Origin of the sequence: Commensalibacter communis, assembly GCF_947179015.1 — a bacterium.
In the GTDB taxonomy this organism is placed as follows: domain Bacteria; phylum Pseudomonadota; class Alphaproteobacteria; order Acetobacterales; family Acetobacteraceae; genus Commensalibacter; species Commensalibacter communis.
The window spans coordinates 57,721-77,613 of sequence record NZ_CAMXCM010000001.1 but is presented as its reverse complement, the minus strand read 5'-3'; the positions used below and the strand labels follow the sequence as shown (position 1 = coordinate 77,613).

The following is a 19,893-nucleotide window of genomic DNA, read 5'->3' as shown; positions in this document are numbered from 1 at the left end:
AATTACGATTATTTAATATACATATCAACACGCCTCATTAAAAATGCAAGCACAGCCGCTACAATTAATAATGCAGGCACATCACCAGTAAGATGACCACGATGCATACCATTCCCCAATGCTTGTAATCCCATCACACCAGCATGGACAATACTTGACCAAATAACAAACCAAATTAAAGAACGGTTACCGGTAGGATTTTTAGCAGCACAAATCATGAAGATACCAAGGGTCGCGTAGATACCAACAATCATCATAAAGTAGTGACTTGAAACCGGAGAACCCTCATGCCAAGCCCAACCAGAAGGCCACAACATAGCAAGCGGATATATTAAACAGAAAGTTACCCCAAAAAGAACAAGAGCCACAGATAATAATCTATTATTGTTAAGCATGATAAGCATCCAAATTTTTACTAATTATGAATAAACTTAACGATTAGGCATATAACGCATGGCTACATCAGCACGTTCACAAGCCCCCGCATACTGCTTCATGATCCCATCATCGTGGTAAAAGCCCAGCTTTTCATAAAGATGTATTGCAGCTTTTGCACGCTTATTCGAAACAAGATATAGCGGATCTGCACCCATCACCATTGCACGTTTGATAATTTCTTTTAATAAAAATTCACCTACTTTTAGACCTCTTGCTTTTGTAAACACTCCAAATTTTATTAACTCATAACTTGTTGCTCCTGTTTTCTTAAGCGCACCAGTCCCAACAATACCAAGCCCTTTAACATTAACAAATAAAATGACACCACCAGTATTAATGATTTCGTCCCTTGGATTTTCAAGCACTTTACGATCAACATCTTCAAGTTGATACTCTGCCTCAATCCATTCAGTATTAATATCTTGGAAATAATGAGCAAGTTCATCAGAAAATTCTTCGATCATCATCACATCTATTTTTATTTGCGATGCCAAAACATCTAAAGGGGTAACAACCAGACTATCTTCCAACGCTTTCATTTGCTTTAAAAATTTTGATGCATAGCCACCACATAATTGATCTATTGCTTCTTCAACCTGAGGAAATATATAAAGTTGAGCTTTCATCATCACCTTATATCCAGCAGCGGTCAGCGAAATTGTTCGATGACGTTGATCTATACCCACTTTGGATGAAAGAAGACCAAGATCAATCAATTGACCTATACTGCGCGTAATCCCTGGCTGACTAATACCGACAACCTTCACAATTTGGTTAATTGTCATTGCTTCGCGACCAAGCGCAAATAAAATAGGCATATGCCCAGGTTGAACTGGCAAACCTGCATTTGTGATGATGCGAGCTGCACTTGCCTGCATACGATCGCCAAGGCGTTTTAATCTACTACCTAAAAAGACAGAGCCAAACTCACCCAATACATCAAACATTATACAATTCCATGACTATAAAATAATTATATAACGTGTTATATAATTATTTTACCTCTTGTCAAATTATAATTTTGCTCTTTTTTTAATGATAACAAAAGATTTAAAACAAACATTAACAATCCAATATTTCAAATATTTCAAATATTTCATAAAAAATATCCTATTAATTTTTTTATTTGCTTTATTTTTATAATTTAATTAGCATTTTTTATAGTTTTTTTATTTATACAAAAGGTTGCTTATGTCATCAAACACAGCTCTTAAACAAACATTAAGTGGTTTCCACCTTTGGGGAATTGCAGTTGGACTGGTCATTTCTGGATCTTTTTTTGGATGGAGCTATGGTTGGGCTTCTGCTGGAACATTAGGGTTTTTAATTGTCGTTCTGTTAATTGCATTAATGTATTGCTGCTTTATTTTTAGTTTAACCGAGCTGAGTACCGCCATTCCTCATGCAGGGGGACCTTTTGCTTATGCATTAAGAGCTTTTGGACCAACAATTGGTTTCTTCGCTGGATTTGCAACATTAATTGAATTTGTTTTTGCCCCTCCTGCGATTGCGATGGCGATTGGGGCTTATATCAATGTTCAATTTCCTTTTATTAATACTAAGCTAATTGCCTGCACAGCGTTTTTACTCTTTATGGGGCTTAATATTATTGGCGTTCATATTGCGGCAACCTTTGAATTAGTCGTTACTTTACTGGCCATTTTTGCATTAATTCTGTTTATGATAATCGTTGCTCCTACTTTTTCATGGGAACATTTTGCTAGTAATGGATGGGGTGGACAAAACCAATTTCACTTTTCAACGATTGAAGGCATGTTAGCTGCAACACCTTTTGCCATTTGGTTTTTCCTCGCCATTGAGGGCGCTTCTATGGCAGCTGAAGAAGCAAAAGATCCACAACGCACAATTCCAAAAGCATTGGGGGCTGGCATTATTACCGTTACTCTGCTTGCATTACTGATTATGCTATTTGCAGGAGGAGCAAAAGGTGATTGGCGTTTGCTGGCTAATATTAATGACCCTTTACCACAAGCAATGAAAGCCGTTGTTGGTGCAAAAAGTATCTGGTTAAATTTATTAGTGTGGCTTGGGTTATTTGGGTTAATTGCTTCTTTGCACGGCATTATTATGGGTTACTCTCGACAAATATTTTCTTTGGCACGCGAGGGCTATTTACCCCCATGTTTAGCAAAAGTAAATAAATATACCCATACACCATATATTGCTATTTTAGCAGGTGGTTTCGTTGGTATCGGTGCCATTTTTTCAGACTCTCTGATCATTATTGCAAATCAGCCTTTAACAGCAAGTATTATGACTGTGGCTGCATTTGGTGCATTATTGATGTATATTATTTCAATGGCATCCTTATTTAAATTACGCCGTACTGAACCCAATCTTCATCGACCATTTAAAGCCATCTTGTATCCTTTTGCACCGCTTTTTGCAATGATCATGTCTATCTTATGCTTGATTACAATGGCACTCTATAACCTTGAACTAGCAGGATGCTTTATCGGGTTTATGGGAATTGGATATCTTTATTTTTTATCTACTCGATCCTTTAGAAGTAAAATGAATCCAGAAAAACCTTAATAACATTAAGAGCAAGTATATATTATGTATAAAACAATTTTAGCTAATCAGACTTGGGTTTTTGAAGATTTAAAAACAGTAATGGCCAAAGCATCCCCTCTACGTTCAGGCGATGTGTTGGCGGGTGTTGCTGCCAGTTGTGATGAGGAACGCGCTGCTGCAAAAATGGCGCTGGCTGATATTCCATTAAAAACTTTTCTAGAGGATCAGTTAATCCCCTATGAACAAGATGAAGTTACACGCCTCATCGTTGATCGTCATGACAAAGAAAAATTTCAGCTTATTAGCCATTTAACGGTTGGGGATTTTCGTAACTGGATCTTAGCCGATACAACCACACCAGAAATGATCACCTCTGCAAGCCCTGCGATTACCCCTGAAATGGCCGCAGCAGTCAGTAAATTAATGCGTAATCAAGACCTGATTATCGCCGCAAAAAAATGTCATGTTGTAGCAAAATTTCGAAATACGATAGGATTGCCAGGACATCTAAGCACCCGATTACAACCCAACAGCCCAACCGATGATTTACAAGAAATTGCTGCAGGCATGTTGGATGGGTTACTTTATGGTAGTGGCGATGCAGTGATTGGAATTAACCCAGCAAGTGACAGTTTACCCATCTTGGGAAAAATTAACCAAATGCTGGATGAAGTCATTCAACGTTTTGAAATTCCTACACAATCCTGCGTGCTCACACATGTTACCAATACGATTCAACTGATAGAAAAAAATATTCCCGTAGATCTCGTTTTTCAATCCATTGCAGGCACAGAAAAAGCCAACACTAGCTTTGGAATTAATTTAAATATTTTACAAGAATCTTACGAGGCTGCACTTTCTTTAAATAGAGGCACTGTTGGAAATAATGTCATGTATTTCGAAACTGGGCAGGGTAGTTGTTTATCTGCCGATGCACATCATGGGGTCGATCAACAAACCTGTGAAGCCAGAGCCTATGCAGTAGCAAGACATTACAAGCCTTTACTCGTCAATACCGTGGTCGGATTTATAGGACCAGAATATTTATATGATGGTAAACAAATTATCAGAGCTGGGTTAGAAGATCATTTCTGTGGAAAGTTACTGGGTTTACCGTTGGGTTGTGATGTTTGCTATACAAATCATGCCCAGACCGATCAAGATGATATGGATACATTACTCACTTTATTAGGAACAGCCCATATCCCATTTATTATCAATGTTCCTGGCGCTGATGATATTATGTTAAACTATCAAAGCACCTCTTTTCATGATGCATTATATCTTCGTCGTCTATTAAACCTCAAACACGCTCCTGAATTTGGAAAATGGCTAGAACAAATGCATATCACCGATCAAATGGGGCAATTACAAACCGCCAATTCTAATCATCCTTTACTCGCTTCTTTACCAGCAGGAGAATAAACATGACCCTTCCTGATAATTGGTTATTTTTAAAACAATTTACCAAAGCAAGAATCGCTTTAGGACGTAATGGTGTTAGCTTACCAACCAACGAAATTTTGAATTTTTCTCTATCTCACGCACAAGCAAGAGATGCTGTGCATCAACCTTTTGATAGCGATCAAATCCAAAGTGAATTACATAAAATGGGTTTATCAACACTTACCGTTCACAGCTGCGTTAAAAATCGAGAAGAATATTTGCGTCGCCCAGATTTAGGACGAAAATTAAACCTAGAAAGTATTAAGAAACTTGAAAAAGCCTATCAAAACCCTTTTGATTTAATCATTATTATTGGGGATGGGTTATCTTCTTATGCAGTTGATCGTCAGGCTGTATGCGTTATTCGTGCGTTACTACCTTATTTAAAGAAATTAAATATGCAATTGGGACCAATCATTCTTGCACATCAAGCCAGAGTGGCACTTGGCGATCAAATTGGGAGTATCCTACGTGCAAAATCCATTGCGATGCTAATTGGCGAGCGTCCTGGATTATCCTCTGCAGACAGCCTTGGTATTTATATGACGTGGCAACCAAATGATACACGCAATGATGCCGATCGCAATTGTATTTCAAATGTTCGTCCAGAAGGGTTAAAACACGATCTGGCTGCATTTAAGCTTGCATGGTTATTAGAGCAAAGTTTTATCAAACAAATCAGTGGCGTTCGTTTGAAAGATGAAAGCGATAATGCTGCTTTATCAGACACCATCAAACCGCTTTATATCGCTTAACGTCAGCATAAGTTTTTTAAAAGGGTTAGTTTTAAAGAATGTATATGATATTTTTCTTTAACAAAAAAAACGTTATCATGAATTGCTCCAAATATAGAAATATAAATTTATAAAGAGTAATTGCATTTCTACTGATTATTTTATCCAAACCCAAGCATAAGTGCTTACGATAGACGAGAATATTGGATCAATATGCTTTCGGCAAGAAACTTATATCATATTTAAGTATAAAAATTGGTGAATATTACATTATCTTTATTCACTCGTTTCAGAGTGAATAACTTAATCAAAAATACGAAATTATTTGTTAATAATAAAGCGCTTCAAAATAATATATCCATACAAAATTATTCAGAGTTTAAATTATATTTTTGCCTATTTCTTTGAATAGCTTGATCTTCCAAATCAAATTGATCTAGTATTCTGCGAGTCAGTTGGTAATAGTCCATCAGTTTAAATTCATGATGACATGATGAGCAAATATAAGTTTTACTGATCTTAACTGTTGTAATTTGGTTTGGCTGAAACTGTTTTGTACTACGCTCTAAAAAGCGTTCTATTTCTTCACGGTGAATGCAATCGACATTCGAAGAACCACACTGATCGCACTTTGCTGTCTTTTGTGATGGCGGTAAAAAACTCCTAACTATCAAAAATATCGATAGAGCCAACATTATAAAAGGTAGTATTAATACGCCTACAAAATTATCCATTTCATTGACAGCCTATCCATATTAGTTGAAAATATTTTTATATATAAATCCATTAAACATGCTATTTATTATAGATAATAATATATATCAAATTATAAATTAACCAATCTGCCCGTGTAACTGCCCCTGCCGATCAAAAAGCAATATTTCTATTTCAATTAAGACAGGACCAAGCATTTGTCTTGCAATTTCCAATGCTTTCTGTGCAACAAAATCTCCTAACGCAATACGCCCCTGACATAACGAAAAAACTTCAGCCGTTGTATTTACATTTCTAACTTGTTCGACCATTTCTTTACTAGCCCCAAGCTGTGCGACCCATTCGGCTAACAATTCCAAATCGACAGAAGAGCGTTTAGAGTGTAAATCCAAATGCCCTTGGGCAAGTTTGGTCATTTTGGCAACTCCACCAGCCAATGTTAGTTTTTTTACGGGATGAGTTTTGATATATTTTAAAACCCCACCAGCGAAATCTCCCATTTCGATCAATGCACTTTCGGGCAGATTATAAATCTTTTGTGCGGCAACCTCTGAAACATTTCCTGTTGAAGCAATCAGATGATCTAAACCCGCAGCCCTCGCCACATCAATCCCACGATGAATAGAGGCAATCCACGCGGCACAAGAAAACGGAACAACAATCCCTGTGGTTCCTAAGATCGATAAGCCTCCCAATATCCCTAACCGTGGATTCATCGTCTTTAAGGCGATTGCTTCACCATTGATGACACCGATTGTAATTTCGACATCACAATTCTCAACAACTTCTGATAAAGCCTGAATAATCATTTGACGAGGCACTGGATTAATTGCTGGCTCACCTACCGCCAAAGGCAATCCTGGTTTGGTAATTGTTCCAACCCCTTTACCTGCTTTAAAAACAATCCCTTGTCCAACATCTAATCGTTTAACCTGCACCCATATTTCTGCGCCATGTGTCACATCAGGATCATCTCCAGCATCTTTGATGACCGAGGCAATCGCACAATCTGCGGTAACGAACTCTTTTTTAAATAAAGAAAAAGAAACTTTTTTACCTTGTGGCAAGGTAATCTCTACACAATCCAAGAAAAAACCATTATGTATAGCAAGATAAGCCGCTTTGGCAGCAGCCGTTGCACAAGCCCCTGTTGTCCATCCATATCGTAATGGTTGATTCTCTTGGTTCATTCATATTCCCTTCAAAGCAAACTATGACGCATTCTGAACAAAACGCAAAGGGGTTCATTATCGCTGCCCCAAAATCTGCCAGCGGAAAGACCACCATTACCTTGGGTTTACTCACTGCATTAAAACGCAGAAATATCAAAGTCCGTGCTGCCAAATCTGGACCAGATTATATTGATCCTGCATTTCATGGCGTTGCCACCGATGCAGTTTCTTTTAACTTAGATAGCTGGGCAATGCCTACTCCTTTATTAGATCATTTGCTCGCGACCACACTACAAGAATCTGACCTTACAATTATCGAGTCCTCGATGGGTTTTTTTGATGGCATTGAAACCCAAGATGGTCACAGAGGCTGTGGGGCTGATCTGGCAGAACACTATAACCTGCCTGTTATTTTAGTGCTGGACATTACAGGACAAGCCCAATCTGCTGCTGCGATTGCTTATGGTTTTGCCAATATCAATCCCAATATTCAAGTTAAAGGTGTCATTCTCAATAATGTTGCCTCTCCACGACATCACGCCAGCACCGAAGCCGCCTTTAAACGCATCAATATTCCTGTTCTTGGATCAATTCCACGTGACCCTACACTTCATTTACCAGCGCGTCATTTGGGGCTAATTCAAGCAGAAGAACATCATGATCTTAATCTTCATTTAAATCACTTAGCAGATATTGCAGAGAAATATATCAATATCGATGCAATCTTGGAACTGGATATGACAATCCAAACTCCAAACACATCAACTTATATTGCTTTGCCTCCGCCTGGACAACAAATTGCCATCGCCAAAGATATTGCCTTTAGCTTTATCTATCCACATATTCTGAAAGGATGGAAAGACCAAGGGGCTAACATTCACTTTTTCTCTCCTATGAATAATGATCCCCCTCCCGAACATTGTGATTCTTGTTGGCTTCCTGGGGGCTATCCAGAGCTTTATGCTGGGCAGTTAGCCAATGCAGATCAATTTATAAAAGGGTTGCAATCCTTTGCTCAAACGCGCCCTGTGCATGGGGAATGTGGAGGCTATATGGTCATGGGGAAAACATTAATCGATAAAGATGGTATTTCTCATCAAATGACGGGATTATTAAGCCATTCTTGTAGTTATGAAAAACATAAAATACATCTTGGTTATCGTCGAGCATTCCTTAATACACCTAAACGAGAATTGATCCATGGACACGAATTTCATTATGCCACGGTCATTGACCCAGGGGATGATCTTCCTTATGCTACGCTGACCGACGGCACTGGAAACCCTCTAGGGACAGAAGGTGGGCGCCGAAATCTTATCACAGGCTGTTTTTTCCATAGTATTGCATTACAATCATGAAAAATTTTGAAACATTAGACCAATTTAGACAAGCATGTTTAGACCTCTCTTCTCAAGACGATGTCAGCGAACAAGCAACATATGAAAAACAAAAAACTTTATTGAAACCCCCTGGCAGCCTTGGGGAATTGGAAAATTTAGTTGGTTGGTTGGCAGCATGGCAAAACAAGCCTAATCCAACGCTTGATCGTGTTTGCATGATGATTTTTGCTGGCAATCATGGCGTAACAGCAGAAAATGTCACCCCTTATCCTGCCAGCATCACAGAGTTAATGGTTGCACAAATCAATCAAGGTGGCGCAGCAATTAATCAATTAGTCAAAAATGCTAATGCAGAGTTAAGGGTTATTCCTGTTAATAACTTGGAACCGACCGCTAATATTACCCAAGCACCAGCCATGACAGAAAAACAATTTTTACAAGCTGTCGAAGCTGGCTATAACGCTGTTACACCCAATATTGATTTGCTTTGTTTAGGAGAAGTCGGCATTGGAAATACAACCATTGCAGCAGCATTAAGTGCTGCTTTGTTTGGTGGGGATGGCTCACAATGGGTCAGCAAAGGCACCAGCACCGCAGCAGAACATACAATCAACAAACAAAAAGCCGTTGATAAAGCCTTAGCACTCCATGAATCTTTCTTACACGATCCTTTGGAAACTTGTCGTCGTTTAGGCGGGTATGAGCATGCAGCGTTACTAGGTGCTGTTCTTGCAGCGCGTCATTTAAATATTCCGGTTTTATTAGATGGGTTTGTATGCACGGCTGCCATCGCTGCATTACAAAAATTAAATCCCGTAGGATTAGATCATACCAAAATCAGCCATCTTTCTGCTGAAAAAGGACATTTGCTCCTCGCTGGGAATTTAGGTCTTTATCCTTTAATTGCATTTAACATGCGGTTAGGAGAAGGAACGGGTGCAGCAACAGTCGTGCCTTTACTCAAAGGCGCTTTGGCGTGTTACACAGGTATGAATAGCTATCAAGATGCAGGACTTCCCTCGCCACAATCATGAATTTATTTTTTAGAAAAATTCATGCCGATCTCTATTGCGGGCTTTCGTTCTTTTCTCGATTACCCGTCCAATGGCTTTATCGTTCAGATTTTCCATTCTCTTTTGGTCGAGCCATTTGGACATGGCCCTTAGTCTCCGTTCTTTTAGGCTCCTTGAACGGCGTTTTTTTCTTTACTGCATCTCGTTATTTTCCATCCTCTTGGATCGTCGCATTTCTAACCATTGGATTTCAGTTACTATTGACTGGAGGATTACATGAAGACGGATTGGCCGATATGGCTGATGGATTTGGGGGAGGAAAAGATAAAGAACATAAGTTATTCATTATGCGAGATAGTCGTTTAGGAACTTATGGTGTTTTAACGCTAGTAATTATCTTAGGACTACAAGCCAGCAGTCTTGCGTTTCTTGTACAATATTCTTATAAAGCTATTCCTATTTTAATCATTACTGCGATCCTTTCGCGAATGAGCATTTTATTACCAATTTACATTAGCAAACCAGCAAGAGATGATGGTTTAGCCAGCACATTAAAAAATACTGCGCTTCCTTCAACAATCATAGCTGCCCTAGCCACCTTCATCCTTACTTTTTCATTAGCCCCGTTGATCTGTGCAATCGCCTATAGTCTTCTAGCAATTATCATCGCAATCGGAATTACTTCATTCTCTTATCAACATATTCAAGGATATACAGGGGATATTCTGGGTGCTATACAAGTTTTTGTAGCAACTGGGATTCTAGTATCCAGCACTATCTTTGTGGCCTTGTTTTAGCTTAAAAATTAAAAATTTCTAACTTTCCAAAATTGGGTAAATCACCCAATAACTCAATCGGTTTTATATTCATTGCCACTTGGCGTAATAAACGCAGGGGACCCGCATGAGATACAATCAGTGCATTTTCCTGTTTTTGATAAATTTCTTGCCAAACTTCAGAAGCACGATCAAATAATTCCTGACCATTCTCCCCTCCCGGCACGTTCCATCCCCAAGGATCTTTAGCCCATTCATCAATGAGTTCCTTAGTCAAATCATCCCACAATTTTCCTTCCCAATTACCAAAATTAAATTCTAATAAACGGTCTTCTATTTGGTAAGGAAGATGATATTGTTCTGCAATTTTTTGAGCCAGCTTTAAACAACGTGTTGCTGGCGATGTATATATTGTCACATTTTGAAAATTACTTGGCAGCACTGCATATTGTTCCCACTCTTCTTTCAAAGGAACATCAGTATGTCCATAGCATAATCCAACAGGCACATTCACAGGAGGGTGACGGATTAAACCAATTTGAAAATGAACTCGTGTTACATTATTGTTTTTGTTTGTCATCATAACTTAGATCGTTCAACTATTATCAAAATCATTTTGGTCTTCGATCTGGCTCTGTATACGTTTCTTTTCTGACCAACGCCCCATTAAGACATCCCATAACGAATAAAAAATTGCAAACATCGCTAAAGCAATAATACAAACGGTCAGCAAAATCATCACTTGGTTCATTATTCGCCTCTGCTCTCATGAATTATGCAATCCAACAATTGCAATAAATTGCTATCACAAAAATACCAGTATGATCTTACAATATCACACTCATTCAATATATAACTTAGCTTTACAAATAATTAGCCATAGTTAAAGCTTTTTATAAATCGATTGAATCGATATTTCAACATTATATTGTTAGCTTTTAAACCTGTGATCTATGGCAAATTTTTTATTTTTTATAACAAGATATAATACATACGCTTACTCAAGACGATCAAGAATTAATAGCGTCAAAAGAAATAAATATATACATCATGACAAGTTGAAAATTATACAGCTTCTTCAATAAACATTATACATAGAATATTAGAAGTATCTAGAACCACTTCTAATATTCCTTGCCCATCATTTAAGGCAATTGCGTTTGAATATATGGTGGCAGACAAAAAGAAGCTGCATGAACTTCTGGTGACCAATATTTTGTTTTACCTAAAATGCCTGATTTTTGGGCACGCTCAGTAATTACATCGACGGATTGTCGTGTTTGATCCTTGCCTTTTCCAGCAATACCTAATGTCATAAACCCACCAACATAGGTTGGAACCGCAGCAACATAAGCAGACACATATGAAAAGAATTTGGCCCTACGCAAACTTGTTTCACGAAGCTCATCAGCTTGCATAAATGGAACGCCACATTGATTAACAATCAACCCTTGGCTTGTTAAAATACGGGCGCAATCACGATAAAATGCATCTGTGAATAACACTTCACCAACACCAATTGGGTCTGTGCTATCAACGATAATCACATCGAAACTTTCATCTTTGGCGTCCGCAACATATCGAATACCATCGCCAATAATAAGTTCTGCTCTTGGATTATCCCAACATCCATCAGAAATCTTAGGTAAGAATTCTTTTGATAAAGATACAACATCCCCATCAATTTCCACCATGGTTGCTTTTTCTACTTCTGGATGCTGTAAAACACGACGTAGAACACCCCCGTCCCCAGCACCTATGATAAGAACTCTTTTGGCATTGCCATGCGTGAATAATGGAACATGCGTCAGCATTTCTTGGTAAACAAATTCATCTTTTTCAGTAATTTGCGTTACACCATCCAACAACAGCACACGTCCGTAGAATTCATTCTCAATAATTCGAATATCTTGATAATCAGATTGTTTATGAGCTAGCTCTTTATCAACACGAAAGCTTTGCTTCCATTCATCGTAAAGTGTTTCATCGATCCATTGTTTAGACATTTTGTTGTCCTTTTCACTATCTTCAAATACAAAAAAGCTGGGCATTATATTTGCCCAGCTTTCCTTGATCTGTAACTCTCGCCGATCAATTATCTGGCCTAGAGATTTTCTTTTCCACGTCTCTGTTCGTCCAGAACAATACGTTCTGGCTTAAAGAAACGTTGCAATACAGGGATAGATGTATATGGATCACATGAACCACACATAAAAATATCCAAAGCGGCAAAATTGCGTTCTGGCCACGTATGAATCGAAATATGGCTCTCTGCCAACACAACGACGCCTGATACACCACCATTCGGAGAGAAATGATGGAAATGGCTATGCAAAATTGTTGCGCCCGCAACAATTGCAGCCTCGCGCAAAACGCGATCTATTTCTTCAGGAGAATCTAGATTCGTCGCATCCCACAGATCCACAAGCAAATGTGTCCCCGCAAAACGCATACCGTCTCTAACAATAAAATAATCTTTGCGATCTTCCTCATATGAAAGATCACCCGAAACCTGGTTACTTCTCGGAACTTCCGAGACCATCCCCAGTTGAGCAAGTGCGTTCATCAACGTACCCCTAAACCAGTAGATAGCCTGTTGGGCTTTACGCCCCCTTGGGCCAAACGAATTCGAAAAAGTAGAATATATTTTATATGACCAAAATCAATACTTATATAGGTTAACCTAGGCTAAAATAATTTTAATCACTCTATATTCCATGAAACAAATGACTGACGTCATATTTGGGTTACTATATGATCCTTTATCCAATGAATCACAAGTCTTTTTTTATGAAAATTATATTTTTTTATAAAAATGTTTATATTTACCAGACAACGAGATGTATAATTTACGTTTTGTAACAAAGCTGTGTTTTGTAAATTTTCTTATACATTATTAACGTAATAATACGATAATTTGCAATCAAAGATATAAGATCATGACCAAACAAAATCCACTTAATATGTTTATTACGACAGCACCCTGTTGTTGGGGGGTTGATGACCCCAAAAACCCCTATCTACCAGCGTGGCAACGTGTTTTAGAAGAGGCTTCCCTGGCTGGATATAAAGGGCTAGAACTGGGTCCATATGGATATTTACCATTGGATGTCAATCTGGTTTCAAATGCACTTAATCAATATAATTTATTTATTATCGCAGGGACTATTTTTAACGATCTTGTATCCTTATCGAACCGTCAAGCGCTATTATTACAAACCGATAATATTTGTCGTTTAATATCACAACTTCCGAAACCGAATCAGTATCCGAATCAACATTATGCTGCTCCTTATTTAACCATCATGGATTGGGGGCATGACGTTAGAGATTTCTCTGCTGGGCATAGTGACCGTGCACCACGTTTATCATCCGATGAGTGGAAAGGCATGATAGAAACAATTAAATTAATCGCAAAACATTCTTTTGATACTTATGGTATACGTACTGTTATTCACCCACACGCAGGTGGATATATCGAATTTTCAGACGAAATTGAAAAAATAGTCCAAGATGTTGATTCTCAAACTGCTGGATTATGTATTGATACAGGTCATACATATTATGCTGGAATGGATCCAGTTAAAACGCTTTTACACTATCAAGAGCGTATCGATTATATTCATTTTAAAGATATTAATTTGTCTGTCTTTCATAACATCATGCAAGAAAAAATACGTTTCTTTGATGCTTGTGCCAAAGGCGTTATGTGCCCAATTGGTCAGGGCATATTGGACTATCCATCCATTTACACTATGTTGAAACAAATTAAATACGAAGGATTTATAACCATTGAACAAGAAAGAGATCCTCGTCATGCTGATGGAAGTTTACAAGATGTCAAAGCCAGTAGAGAATTTTTAAACAAAATGGGCTTTGTTTAAAAAAAACGATACAATTCAACATCTAATTAATAAATACTTAAAATATTCGTAATAAAAGTGAATATAACTGATATATTTGTCTTGTATATTTCGTAGATTAAAATTTTTTTAATTGAAAGTACATTTTTTTCTTGGCGTAAGGTTCGGTTGATATTATAACCCTTAAAAAACAAAGAGTAAGGGTAATTTTCAATATCTATCAATTTTTACTATATGCAAAAAGTAGGTACTTAAATATATGAACACGATTTCATTGAAAAATGACTACCAACCTTCTGATGACGAAGAGTTTATGAACCCTCGTCAACTCGCATACTTTAAGGCAAAATTAGAAGCATGGCGAGCTTCTATTCTAAACGACTCAAACGAAGCATTAAACCATCTCTCTCAAGACCGACCCGCTGACATTGATCTAAATGATCGGGCCAGCTCTGAAACAGACCGTGCATTAGAATTAAGAACGCATGATCGCGCAAGAAAATTACTCTCAAAAATTGAACATGCGCTAAGAAAAATTGAAGATGGCACCTATGGTTATTGCGAAGTGACTGGCGAACCAATCAGTTTAAAACGGCTGGAAGCACGCCCAGTTGCAACTTTGTCTATCGAAGCACAAGAAATGCATGAGAGAAAAGAAAAAATCTACCGAGATGATCTTCCCGTAGACTGATCTTAGCCCCAGATCGCTTTTTAAAACCTTGTTTTTTATAACAAGGTTTTTTTAATTCTCTTATATATTATCCAATAGGCGGACAGATCCCAACTTGGCTGCCGTAATTAATCGTGCATTTTGTTGCCATTCTGTAATTCTACATAAAGATTGACCATCTACAGCATTAAAATAATCCACCTCAAATCCATTGTCTGATAATTGTTGCACAGCATCTTGTAAAACTTCTGCAACGACCTCACCGTTCAATAATCTTTGATGGCTACGCTTTAACACTTTATATAATAATGCAGATTTCTGATGATCTTCTTGTGATAAGAAACGATTCCGAGACGATTTTGCAAGTCCGTCAGTTTCTCGGACAATTGGCACACCAAAAATTGAAATAGGTATATTCAAATCTTCGACCATTCTATGGATTACTTGTAGTTGCTGCCAATCTTTCTCTCCGAAACAAGCAATATGAGGTTTTATCAAGGAAAATAAACGATAAACAACCGTCGCAACCCCTGAAAAATGTCCTGGTCTTTTTTCTCCTTCCCATAACAAAGAAGGGCCACCAACTGTAATATGTGTAGCAAAATCTTTAGGATAGATATCTCCTACCCTTGGCAACCAGACCAAATCAACGTGATGTTGCTCTAATAATCGAATATCTTGTTCTTCTGTTTTTGGATAACGGGTAAAATCTTCTTGCTGGTCAAATTGTAATTGATTAACAAATATCGTTACAATACAATAATGGGATAGCTCCTTGGCACGTTTTACCAAGGCCATATGCCCTTCATGCAACGCACCCATTGTCGGAACGAGTGCAACAGAATAATCGTTGAACCCAGCTCTGGCCTGTAAAAATTCTTGTAGAGTACGAGCTACAATCATGAAAAAAACCTTAACTATCAATAAATTAAAAAAAAGTTATAAAACACCTGATGATCAGGTAGAATATAATCGTTTATCATATATTAAAGTGCTAAAAAGCAACAATCCTTTTATAATGCTGTGTTCTCATAAATAAAAATGATTTTAAAAAAGCAAAAACTATTTTACACAAGAGTGCTTATTAATACATTCTTCATATCTGTTAACGCCTTATTTATAAGATGATTGAATACAAACATGATTCGTAAGTTGTCACCGTTCATTCTATTGGGATTTTTAACCGCTTGTGGTGGTCCCTCTAATCAACCAATTCAAACAAATCCAGGGGGGACTTCGCCTCAACAACGGTCATATTATGATGATCGTGTACCTGATTTTGCCACCAACAATTTTGAACCTTTTGCAAGACAAGAAGCTGTTGCGATCGCTTTGCGTGAATGGCGTTTATTTGGTCAACCTGTTGCAGATTACGATCCATTACAACATCCTGAACCAGAAGTTCCAGATTTCAAAGCAGAACGGATGCCAGGTTTATGGCAGCGTGTTGGCGAATATTGGTGGATTGGTATGGATCCAGGCATGTCCGAAGGCAGTTATACAGGTAAACATAATTCAAATGGCAGCACCTTTAATTTCCGTAATGACGGACATTATGCATGGTCTGCTGCATTCTTATCTTACGTTATGCGTATTGCAGGTGCAAATAATCGTTTCCCTTATTCACCTAACCATTCCACTTATATCAATGCGGCAGCCTCTGGCGAATCTCAGATTCTACGTGCCCAAGATCCAGCAAATTATGCGCCTAAACTTGGCGATATGATTTGCACTGCACGTGGCAAAAACAGAGATAGTATCCGTTTCTCTAGCTTACCAACAGGGTATATGTTCCCTGCACATTGTGGAATTGTCGTTGCTGTTAATGAAAATGGACAACCTTTTGGGCGTCAAATCAGTATTATTGGGGGAAATGTTGACGATTCTGTTGCTCTAACCCATGTTCCTGTTGATTCATCAGGAAAATTAGCTGATCCAAATGGAACCAGCTATGATACTCGTTACCCTTGGTGTGCTGTTCTAGAAGTTTTATATGATGCTGAAACAGCATCACATAAATAATTAAATTATATTGGCTGAATTGCAGGCAGCTTTTCAGCCAACCATCCAGCGATACTTCCCGTCCGACCAGTTTGATCTGCTGGACCTTCAAATCCATCTTGCACATTAATAACATGGGAAAACCCTGCTTGTTGCGCAAGCATCGCTGCAAGCATACTGCGCTTGCCAGATCTACAGACAAAATAAAGTGTTTGTTCTGGTTTTAAACCAGCTTCTGTCAAATCTGATATGAAATTATTATTTCGTTCCCCGTAAATATTTTGGACACTGATCTTTAAAATATTTTTATTCAAAGATGATAGGTCAGGATAACCTATTTGTTGCCACTCTTGAGGCGTACGAACATCAATTAACACCGTATTCTCGTTATTCTTTAACTGATCCCATGTTTCAGTTGGTGTTTTTTCATCAATCATTTTAAAGTCCTTACTCAATAATAAATTTATAAAACGCATTAAACACGATAATATCCAATACTACCTTAAAAAGAATCAAAGGCATTATGATGACCATTACTATTCGTCGATCAACACCATCAGATAGCCAAGCTATTATTAATCTATGGCATGATACGGTTAAAGCAACCCATCATTTTTTATCAAATGAAGACTTTCATCTTATCCATCAAGAGCTTTCTTCTTTTATACCCAATATACCAGTTATTTTAGCAATAAACTCACAAAAAGAAATTATTGGTTTTATGATTTTAAACGAAAATCATATAGAAGCCTTATTTATTAACCATACTTTGCGTAAACAAGGCATTGGCAAGGCACTGATTGCGCACGCTTTATCACAGCATGCTCATTTAACAACCACTGTTAACGAACAGAATACTCAAGCCGTTGATTTTTACAAACATCTAGGCTTTCAACAAACACATCGTACAGACCATGACCAGCAAAATAGACCTTATCCGTTATTATATTTAACTTATACCGACAAAAAACAAATTTAAATATCTTTACTTTCATTAAAAAATTCTTACGAACATATTCTCAAAAAACATGGTGGATCAGCAATGGAACATTCAGCACATTTACTAATTATTGATGATGACCATGAGATCGTTGAACTTCTCTCTCAATTTTTAAAACGTCATCATTTTGAAGTAAGCCACGCATATAATGGCGAGCAAACTCGACAAATATGGAAAAAAAATACTTATCATCTGGTTATTTTAGATTTAATGTTGCCAGGCGAAAGTGGTTTTGAAATTGCCCATTGGTTAAGGCAACAAGACGATATTCCAATCATTATGTTGACCGCAATGGGTGAAGAAACAGACAGAATTATTGGACTGGAACTAGGTGCTGATGATTATGTGGCAAAACCTTTTAACCCCAGAGAGTTACTTGCGCGTATTCACTCTGTTTTACATCGATCTCAACGTAGGATTCAATCCAATAGTCAACAACATAAACACTCTATTCAATTTGGTGAATGGGTTTTAAATACAACTTCACGCCAATTACGCCATTTAGATAAAACAGAAACGCCTCTGACTGGAAAAGAATATGATCTACTACTGGCACTCTTGGAACATGCTCCCAAAGTCGTAACACGAGACCAACTCTCTGAAATTCTTTATGGACATGAATTACCCCCAACAGATCGCACGATTGACGTGACGCTCAGCCGTTTAAGGCGCAAATTGCAAGATGATGGACGACAGTCTCAACTCATTAAAACTGTTCATAGGGGGGGGTATCTCATCGCAGTACCTGTCCGTCATGTCTAGAAAACCGTCTAAAAAATGGCGTTTATGGCCCTCTTCATTAGCAGCCAGAACAGGATTATTGTTGATTGTTGGAATAGGCTTGGTAGAGGCTTGCGGGTTAATGATTCATACATTGGATCGTTTAGACTTCGACCGCCTTACCCAAGAACAAGAAGCCGCCAATCGTGCGACCGCAATCTATCGTGATATTTCAGAAGTGGATAGTGTTGATCGTATCGATGAAATCAATGATCTTGATCCGATGCATGGCTTTACAATCTTTTTATCTAATCAACCTGATTTACAAAAAATCTCATCTCGCTCTCAAAAGTTAGAACAAACTGTATCGCATTTACTCACCACAGTTCTCTTTCCACCAGAATTACGCCCCAAAGAAATCATTGCAGCTTCTGACAGAGATACGCATCGCAGTGCCATTGCCTTTCAACTGCCTGATGATAATAAATGGTTAAATATCAGCTATACATTGTCATCTCCAAACCCATTTACATCAGCCACTTTTCCAATCGCTTTTTTCGTCATGGCAACCGCAACGGGACTGTTAACCTTTTGGGGAGTACGTCGTTTAATTGCCCCTGTTGGCACTTTGGCTGCTGCTGCTGAAAGGCTGGGACAAGACGTCAATGCCCCCCCTTTACCTGAAACTGGTCCTTTGGAAGTCGCTCGTGCTGCAAGGGCATTTAATAATATGGCTCATCGCATTAATCGTTTTGTTAATGATCGCACCCAATTATTACTTGCAATCGGTCACGATTTACGCACACCGATCACACGATTAAAATTACGTTCTGAATTTATCGAGGATCCAACCTTACAAAAGAAATTTATTGCAGATTTAGACGAATTAGAAAGTATGATTAAAGCAACCCTTGATTTTGGGAAAGACAGCGCTCGTCATGAACCTATTGTATCGATTGATTTAACAAAATTATTACATGCATTAATTCATGAATTACAAGAAACACATCCTGATAAAAAAGAAAATATCCTTTTATGTGAACCAACACCGCATATCACCACTAAAGCCCGCCCTATTAGTCTAAAACGTGCTTTACAAAACCTAATGGAAAATGCTCTCCATTATGCTGGTAATGTGTCGGTTACATTGAAAATAGAACAATTATCCTCAATAAAAGATCCACACCACGACAAAAGAATTGTTATTTTAATTGAAGATGATGGGCCAGGTATTAACGAAGAAGCCCTAGACCACGTTTTTGAACCATTCGTTCGTATGGAAACCAGCCGAAATCGAGCAACAGGAGGAACTGGACTGGGGTTATCGATCACAAGAAATATTATTCATGGACAAGGTGGAGATATTACCTTAAATAATCGCCAGCCTAATGGTCTATGCGCAAAAGTGACGTTAATCGCATAAGCACCTGATGACTTATATAAAACCTTGCAGAGCAAAGATAAACAT

At 38.0% G+C, this 19,893-nt stretch carries 22 protein-coding genes; 12 read left to right on the top strand and 10 right to left on the bottom strand.

What is annotated here, in order from left to right; translation table 11 throughout:
* Window positions 1-8: 8 nt before the first annotated feature.
* Complete coding sequence (locus tag PQG54_RS00385) at window positions 9-395, bottom strand: DUF6632 domain-containing protein (RefSeq protein ID WP_271789441.1); 387 nt, start codon at window positions 393-395, stop codon at window positions 9-11.
* Window positions 396-431: 36 nt separating this feature from the next.
* Window positions 432-1,385, bottom strand: coding sequence for a bifunctional helix-turn-helix transcriptional regulator/GNAT family N-acetyltransferase (locus PQG54_RS00380; protein WP_271789442.1), 954 nt, complete (start codon window positions 1,383-1,385; stop codon window positions 432-434).
* 244 nt (window positions 1,386-1,629) lie between these two features.
* Between PQG54_RS00380 and eat the strand changes: the two genes are divergently transcribed.
* Genes eat through eutC form a run of 3 tightly spaced genes read left to right on the top strand, consistent with a single transcriptional unit; the run spans window position 1,630 to window position 5,177 of the window.
* Window positions 1,630-2,994 (top strand): ethanolamine permease, encoded by a 1,365-nt coding sequence (eat, locus tag PQG54_RS00375; protein ID WP_271789443.1) that lies wholly within the window; start codon window positions 1,630-1,632, stop codon window positions 2,992-2,994.
* 24 nt (window positions 2,995-3,018) lie between these two features.
* Window positions 3,019-4,401: an ethanolamine ammonia-lyase subunit EutB gene (locus PQG54_RS00370; protein WP_271789444.1), complete on the top strand. Its 1,383-nt coding sequence runs from the start codon at window positions 3,019-3,021 to the stop codon at window positions 4,399-4,401.
* 2 nt (window positions 4,402-4,403) lie between these two features.
* Window positions 4,404-5,177: an ethanolamine ammonia-lyase subunit EutC gene (gene eutC / locus PQG54_RS00365; protein ID WP_271789445.1), complete on the top strand. Its 774-nt coding sequence runs from the start codon at window positions 4,404-4,406 to the stop codon at window positions 5,175-5,177.
* Between the two features lie 347 nt (window positions 5,178-5,524).
* Here eutC and PQG54_RS00360 read toward each other — a convergent pair whose 3' ends face one another.
* Window positions 5,525-5,890 carry a hypothetical protein gene (locus PQG54_RS00360; protein WP_271789446.1) on the bottom strand — a complete coding sequence of 122 codons (366 nt, stop codon included), beginning with the start codon at window positions 5,888-5,890 and terminating at the stop codon, window positions 5,525-5,527.
* Between the two features lie 99 nt (window positions 5,891-5,989).
* Window positions 5,990-7,060, bottom strand: coding sequence for a cobalt-precorrin-5B (C(1))-methyltransferase (locus tag PQG54_RS00355; RefSeq protein WP_271789447.1), 1,071 nt, complete (start codon window positions 7,058-7,060; stop codon window positions 5,990-5,992).
* A 23-nt stretch (window positions 7,061-7,083) separates the two neighbouring features.
* On the opposite strand from PQG54_RS00355, the gene PQG54_RS00350 reads away from it, so the two are divergent.
* The 3 genes from PQG54_RS00350 to cobS are packed head-to-tail and all read left to right on the top strand — an operon-like array spanning window position 7,084 to window position 10,192.
* Window positions 7,084-8,400 carry a cobyrinate a,c-diamide synthase gene (locus PQG54_RS00350; RefSeq protein ID WP_271789448.1) on the top strand — a complete coding sequence of 439 codons (1,317 nt, stop codon included), beginning with the start codon at window positions 7,084-7,086 and terminating at the stop codon, window positions 8,398-8,400.
* Complete coding sequence (cobT, locus tag PQG54_RS00345; RefSeq protein ID WP_271789449.1) at window positions 8,397-9,416, top strand: nicotinate-nucleotide--dimethylbenzimidazole phosphoribosyltransferase; 1,020 nt, start codon at window positions 8,397-8,399, stop codon at window positions 9,414-9,416. The genes PQG54_RS00350 and cobT overlap by 4 nt, the downstream gene beginning before the upstream one ends.
* On the top strand, window positions 9,413-10,192 hold the full coding sequence (cobS, locus tag PQG54_RS00340; RefSeq protein ID WP_271789450.1) for an adenosylcobinamide-GDP ribazoletransferase: 780 nt from the start codon (window positions 9,413-9,415) through the stop codon (window positions 10,190-10,192). The genes cobT and cobS overlap by 4 nt, the downstream gene beginning before the upstream one ends.
* Window position 10,193: 1 nt before the next feature.
* Here the strand turns inward: cobS and PQG54_RS00335 are convergent, their stop codons facing one another.
* The 4 genes from PQG54_RS00335 to speD form a co-directional block, all read right to left on the bottom strand.
* On the bottom strand, window positions 10,194-10,754 hold the full coding sequence (locus tag PQG54_RS00335; protein ID WP_271789451.1) for a histidine phosphatase family protein: 561 nt from the start codon (window positions 10,752-10,754) through the stop codon (window positions 10,194-10,196).
* Window positions 10,755-10,766: 12 nt separating this feature from the next.
* Entirely contained in the window at window positions 10,767-10,922 is a 156-nt protein-coding gene (locus tag PQG54_RS00330) for a hypothetical protein (RefSeq protein ID WP_271789452.1), read from the bottom strand.
* A 394-nt stretch (window positions 10,923-11,316) separates the two neighbouring features.
* Entirely contained in the window at window positions 11,317-12,177 is an 861-nt protein-coding gene (gene speE / locus PQG54_RS00325; RefSeq protein ID WP_271789453.1) for a polyamine aminopropyltransferase, read from the bottom strand.
* A gap of 98 nt (window positions 12,178-12,275) precedes the next feature.
* On the bottom strand, window positions 12,276-12,737 hold the full coding sequence (speD, locus tag PQG54_RS00320; protein ID WP_271789454.1) for an adenosylmethionine decarboxylase: 462 nt from the start codon (window positions 12,735-12,737) through the stop codon (window positions 12,276-12,278).
* A gap of 373 nt (window positions 12,738-13,110) precedes the next feature.
* Between speD and PQG54_RS00315 the strand changes: the two genes are divergently transcribed.
* A complete protein-coding gene (locus PQG54_RS00315; RefSeq protein WP_271789455.1) occupies window positions 13,111-14,055 on the top strand; it encodes a sugar phosphate isomerase/epimerase family protein in 945 nt (314 codons plus the stop codon).
* A gap of 238 nt (window positions 14,056-14,293) precedes the next feature.
* Window positions 14,294-14,725: an RNA polymerase-binding protein DksA gene (gene dksA, locus PQG54_RS00310; protein ID WP_271789456.1), complete on the top strand. Its 432-nt coding sequence runs from the start codon at window positions 14,294-14,296 to the stop codon at window positions 14,723-14,725.
* Window positions 14,726-14,785: 60 nt separating this feature from the next.
* On the opposite strand, the gene panC is transcribed toward dksA, so the two are convergent.
* Entirely contained in the window at window positions 14,786-15,607 is an 822-nt protein-coding gene (panC, locus tag PQG54_RS00305) for a pantoate--beta-alanine ligase (protein ID WP_271789457.1), read from the bottom strand.
* Window positions 15,608-15,844: 237 nt separating this feature from the next.
* On the opposite strand from panC, the gene PQG54_RS00300 reads away from it, so the two are divergent.
* Window positions 15,845-16,726, top strand: a complete 882-nt coding sequence (locus tag PQG54_RS00300) for a DUF2272 domain-containing protein (RefSeq protein WP_370866887.1) — start codon at window positions 15,845-15,847, stop codon at window positions 16,724-16,726.
* 5 nt (window positions 16,727-16,731) lie between these two features.
* Here PQG54_RS00300 and PQG54_RS00295 read toward each other — a convergent pair whose 3' ends face one another.
* Entirely contained in the window at window positions 16,732-17,142 is a 411-nt protein-coding gene (locus PQG54_RS00295; RefSeq protein WP_271789459.1) for a rhodanese-like domain-containing protein, read from the bottom strand.
* 86 nt (window positions 17,143-17,228) lie between these two features.
* Here PQG54_RS00295 and PQG54_RS00290 point away from each other — a divergent pair, with 86 nt between their 5' ends.
* The 3 genes from PQG54_RS00290 to PQG54_RS00280 all read left to right on the top strand — a co-directional run bounded on the left by PQG54_RS00290 (window position 17,229) and on the right by PQG54_RS00280 (window position 19,848).
* On the top strand, window positions 17,229-17,684 hold the full coding sequence (locus PQG54_RS00290) for an acetyltransferase (RefSeq protein ID WP_271789460.1): 456 nt from the start codon (window positions 17,229-17,231) through the stop codon (window positions 17,682-17,684).
* A 63-nt stretch (window positions 17,685-17,747) separates the two neighbouring features.
* Window positions 17,748-18,467 carry a response regulator gene (locus tag PQG54_RS00285; RefSeq protein ID WP_271789461.1) on the top strand — a complete coding sequence of 240 codons (720 nt, stop codon included), beginning with the start codon at window positions 17,748-17,750 and terminating at the stop codon, window positions 18,465-18,467.
* Window positions 18,388-19,848, top strand: a complete 1,461-nt coding sequence (locus tag PQG54_RS00280; protein WP_271789462.1) for an ATP-binding protein — start codon at window positions 18,388-18,390, stop codon at window positions 19,846-19,848. The genes PQG54_RS00285 and PQG54_RS00280 overlap by 80 nt, the downstream gene beginning before the upstream one ends.
* Window positions 19,849-19,893: the final 45 nt, after the last annotated feature.

Excerpts from the sequence above, each read along its gene's own strand:
- PQG54_RS00385 (WP_271789441.1), bottom strand. The coding sequence starts at position 395 with ATGCTTAACAATAATAGATTATTATCTGTGGCTCTTGTTCTTTTTGGG.
- PQG54_RS00300 (WP_370866887.1), top strand. The coding sequence starts at position 15,845 with ATGATTCGTAAGTTGTCACCGTTCATTCTATTGGGATTTTTAACCGCT.
- eat (WP_271789443.1), top strand. The coding sequence starts at position 1,630 with ATGTCATCAAACACAGCTCTTAAACAAACATTAAGTGGTTTCCACCTT.
- cobS (WP_271789450.1), top strand. The coding sequence starts at position 9,413 with ATGAATTTATTTTTTAGAAAAATTCATGCCGATCTCTATTGCGGGCTT.
- PQG54_RS00335 (WP_271789451.1), bottom strand. The coding sequence starts at position 10,754 with ATGATGACAAACAAAAACAATAATGTAACACGAGTTCATTTTCAAATT.
- PQG54_RS00280 (WP_271789462.1), top strand. The coding sequence starts at position 18,388 with ATGATGGACGACAGTCTCAACTCATTAAAACTGTTCATAGGGGGGGGT.
- PQG54_RS00350 (WP_271789448.1), top strand. The coding sequence starts at position 7,084 with ATGACGCATTCTGAACAAAACGCAAAGGGGTTCATTATCGCTGCCCCA.
- PQG54_RS00295 (WP_271789459.1), bottom strand. The coding sequence starts at position 17,142 with ATGATTGATGAAAAAACACCAACTGAAACATGGGATCAGTTAAAGAAT.
- PQG54_RS00380 (WP_271789442.1), bottom strand. The coding sequence starts at position 1,385 with ATGTTTGATGTATTGGGTGAGTTTGGCTCTGTCTTTTTAGGTAGTAGA.
- speE (WP_271789453.1), bottom strand. The coding sequence starts at position 12,177 with ATGTCTAAACAATGGATCGATGAAACACTTTACGATGAATGGAAGCAA.
- PQG54_RS00315 (WP_271789455.1), top strand. The coding sequence starts at position 13,111 with ATGACCAAACAAAATCCACTTAATATGTTTATTACGACAGCACCCTGT.
- speD (WP_271789454.1), bottom strand. The coding sequence starts at position 12,737 with ATGAACGCACTTGCTCAACTGGGGATGGTCTCGGAAGTTCCGAGAAGT.
- eutC (WP_271789445.1), top strand. The coding sequence starts at position 4,404 with ATGACCCTTCCTGATAATTGGTTATTTTTAAAACAATTTACCAAAGCA.
- dksA (WP_271789456.1), top strand. The coding sequence starts at position 14,294 with ATGAACACGATTTCATTGAAAAATGACTACCAACCTTCTGATGACGAA.
- cobT (WP_271789449.1), top strand. The coding sequence starts at position 8,397 with ATGAAAAATTTTGAAACATTAGACCAATTTAGACAAGCATGTTTAGAC.
- PQG54_RS00330 (WP_271789452.1), bottom strand. The coding sequence starts at position 10,922 with ATGAACCAAGTGATGATTTTGCTGACCGTTTGTATTATTGCTTTAGCG.
- PQG54_RS00360 (WP_271789446.1), bottom strand. The coding sequence starts at position 5,890 with ATGGATAATTTTGTAGGCGTATTAATACTACCTTTTATAATGTTGGCT.
- PQG54_RS00285 (WP_271789461.1), top strand. The coding sequence starts at position 17,748 with ATGGAACATTCAGCACATTTACTAATTATTGATGATGACCATGAGATC.
- PQG54_RS00370 (WP_271789444.1), top strand. The coding sequence starts at position 3,019 with ATGTATAAAACAATTTTAGCTAATCAGACTTGGGTTTTTGAAGATTTA.
- panC (WP_271789457.1), bottom strand. The coding sequence starts at position 15,607 with ATGATTGTAGCTCGTACTCTACAAGAATTTTTACAGGCCAGAGCTGGG.
- PQG54_RS00355 (WP_271789447.1), bottom strand. The coding sequence starts at position 7,060 with ATGAACCAAGAGAATCAACCATTACGATATGGATGGACAACAGGGGCT.
- PQG54_RS00290 (WP_271789460.1), top strand. The coding sequence starts at position 17,229 with ATGATGACCATTACTATTCGTCGATCAACACCATCAGATAGCCAAGCT.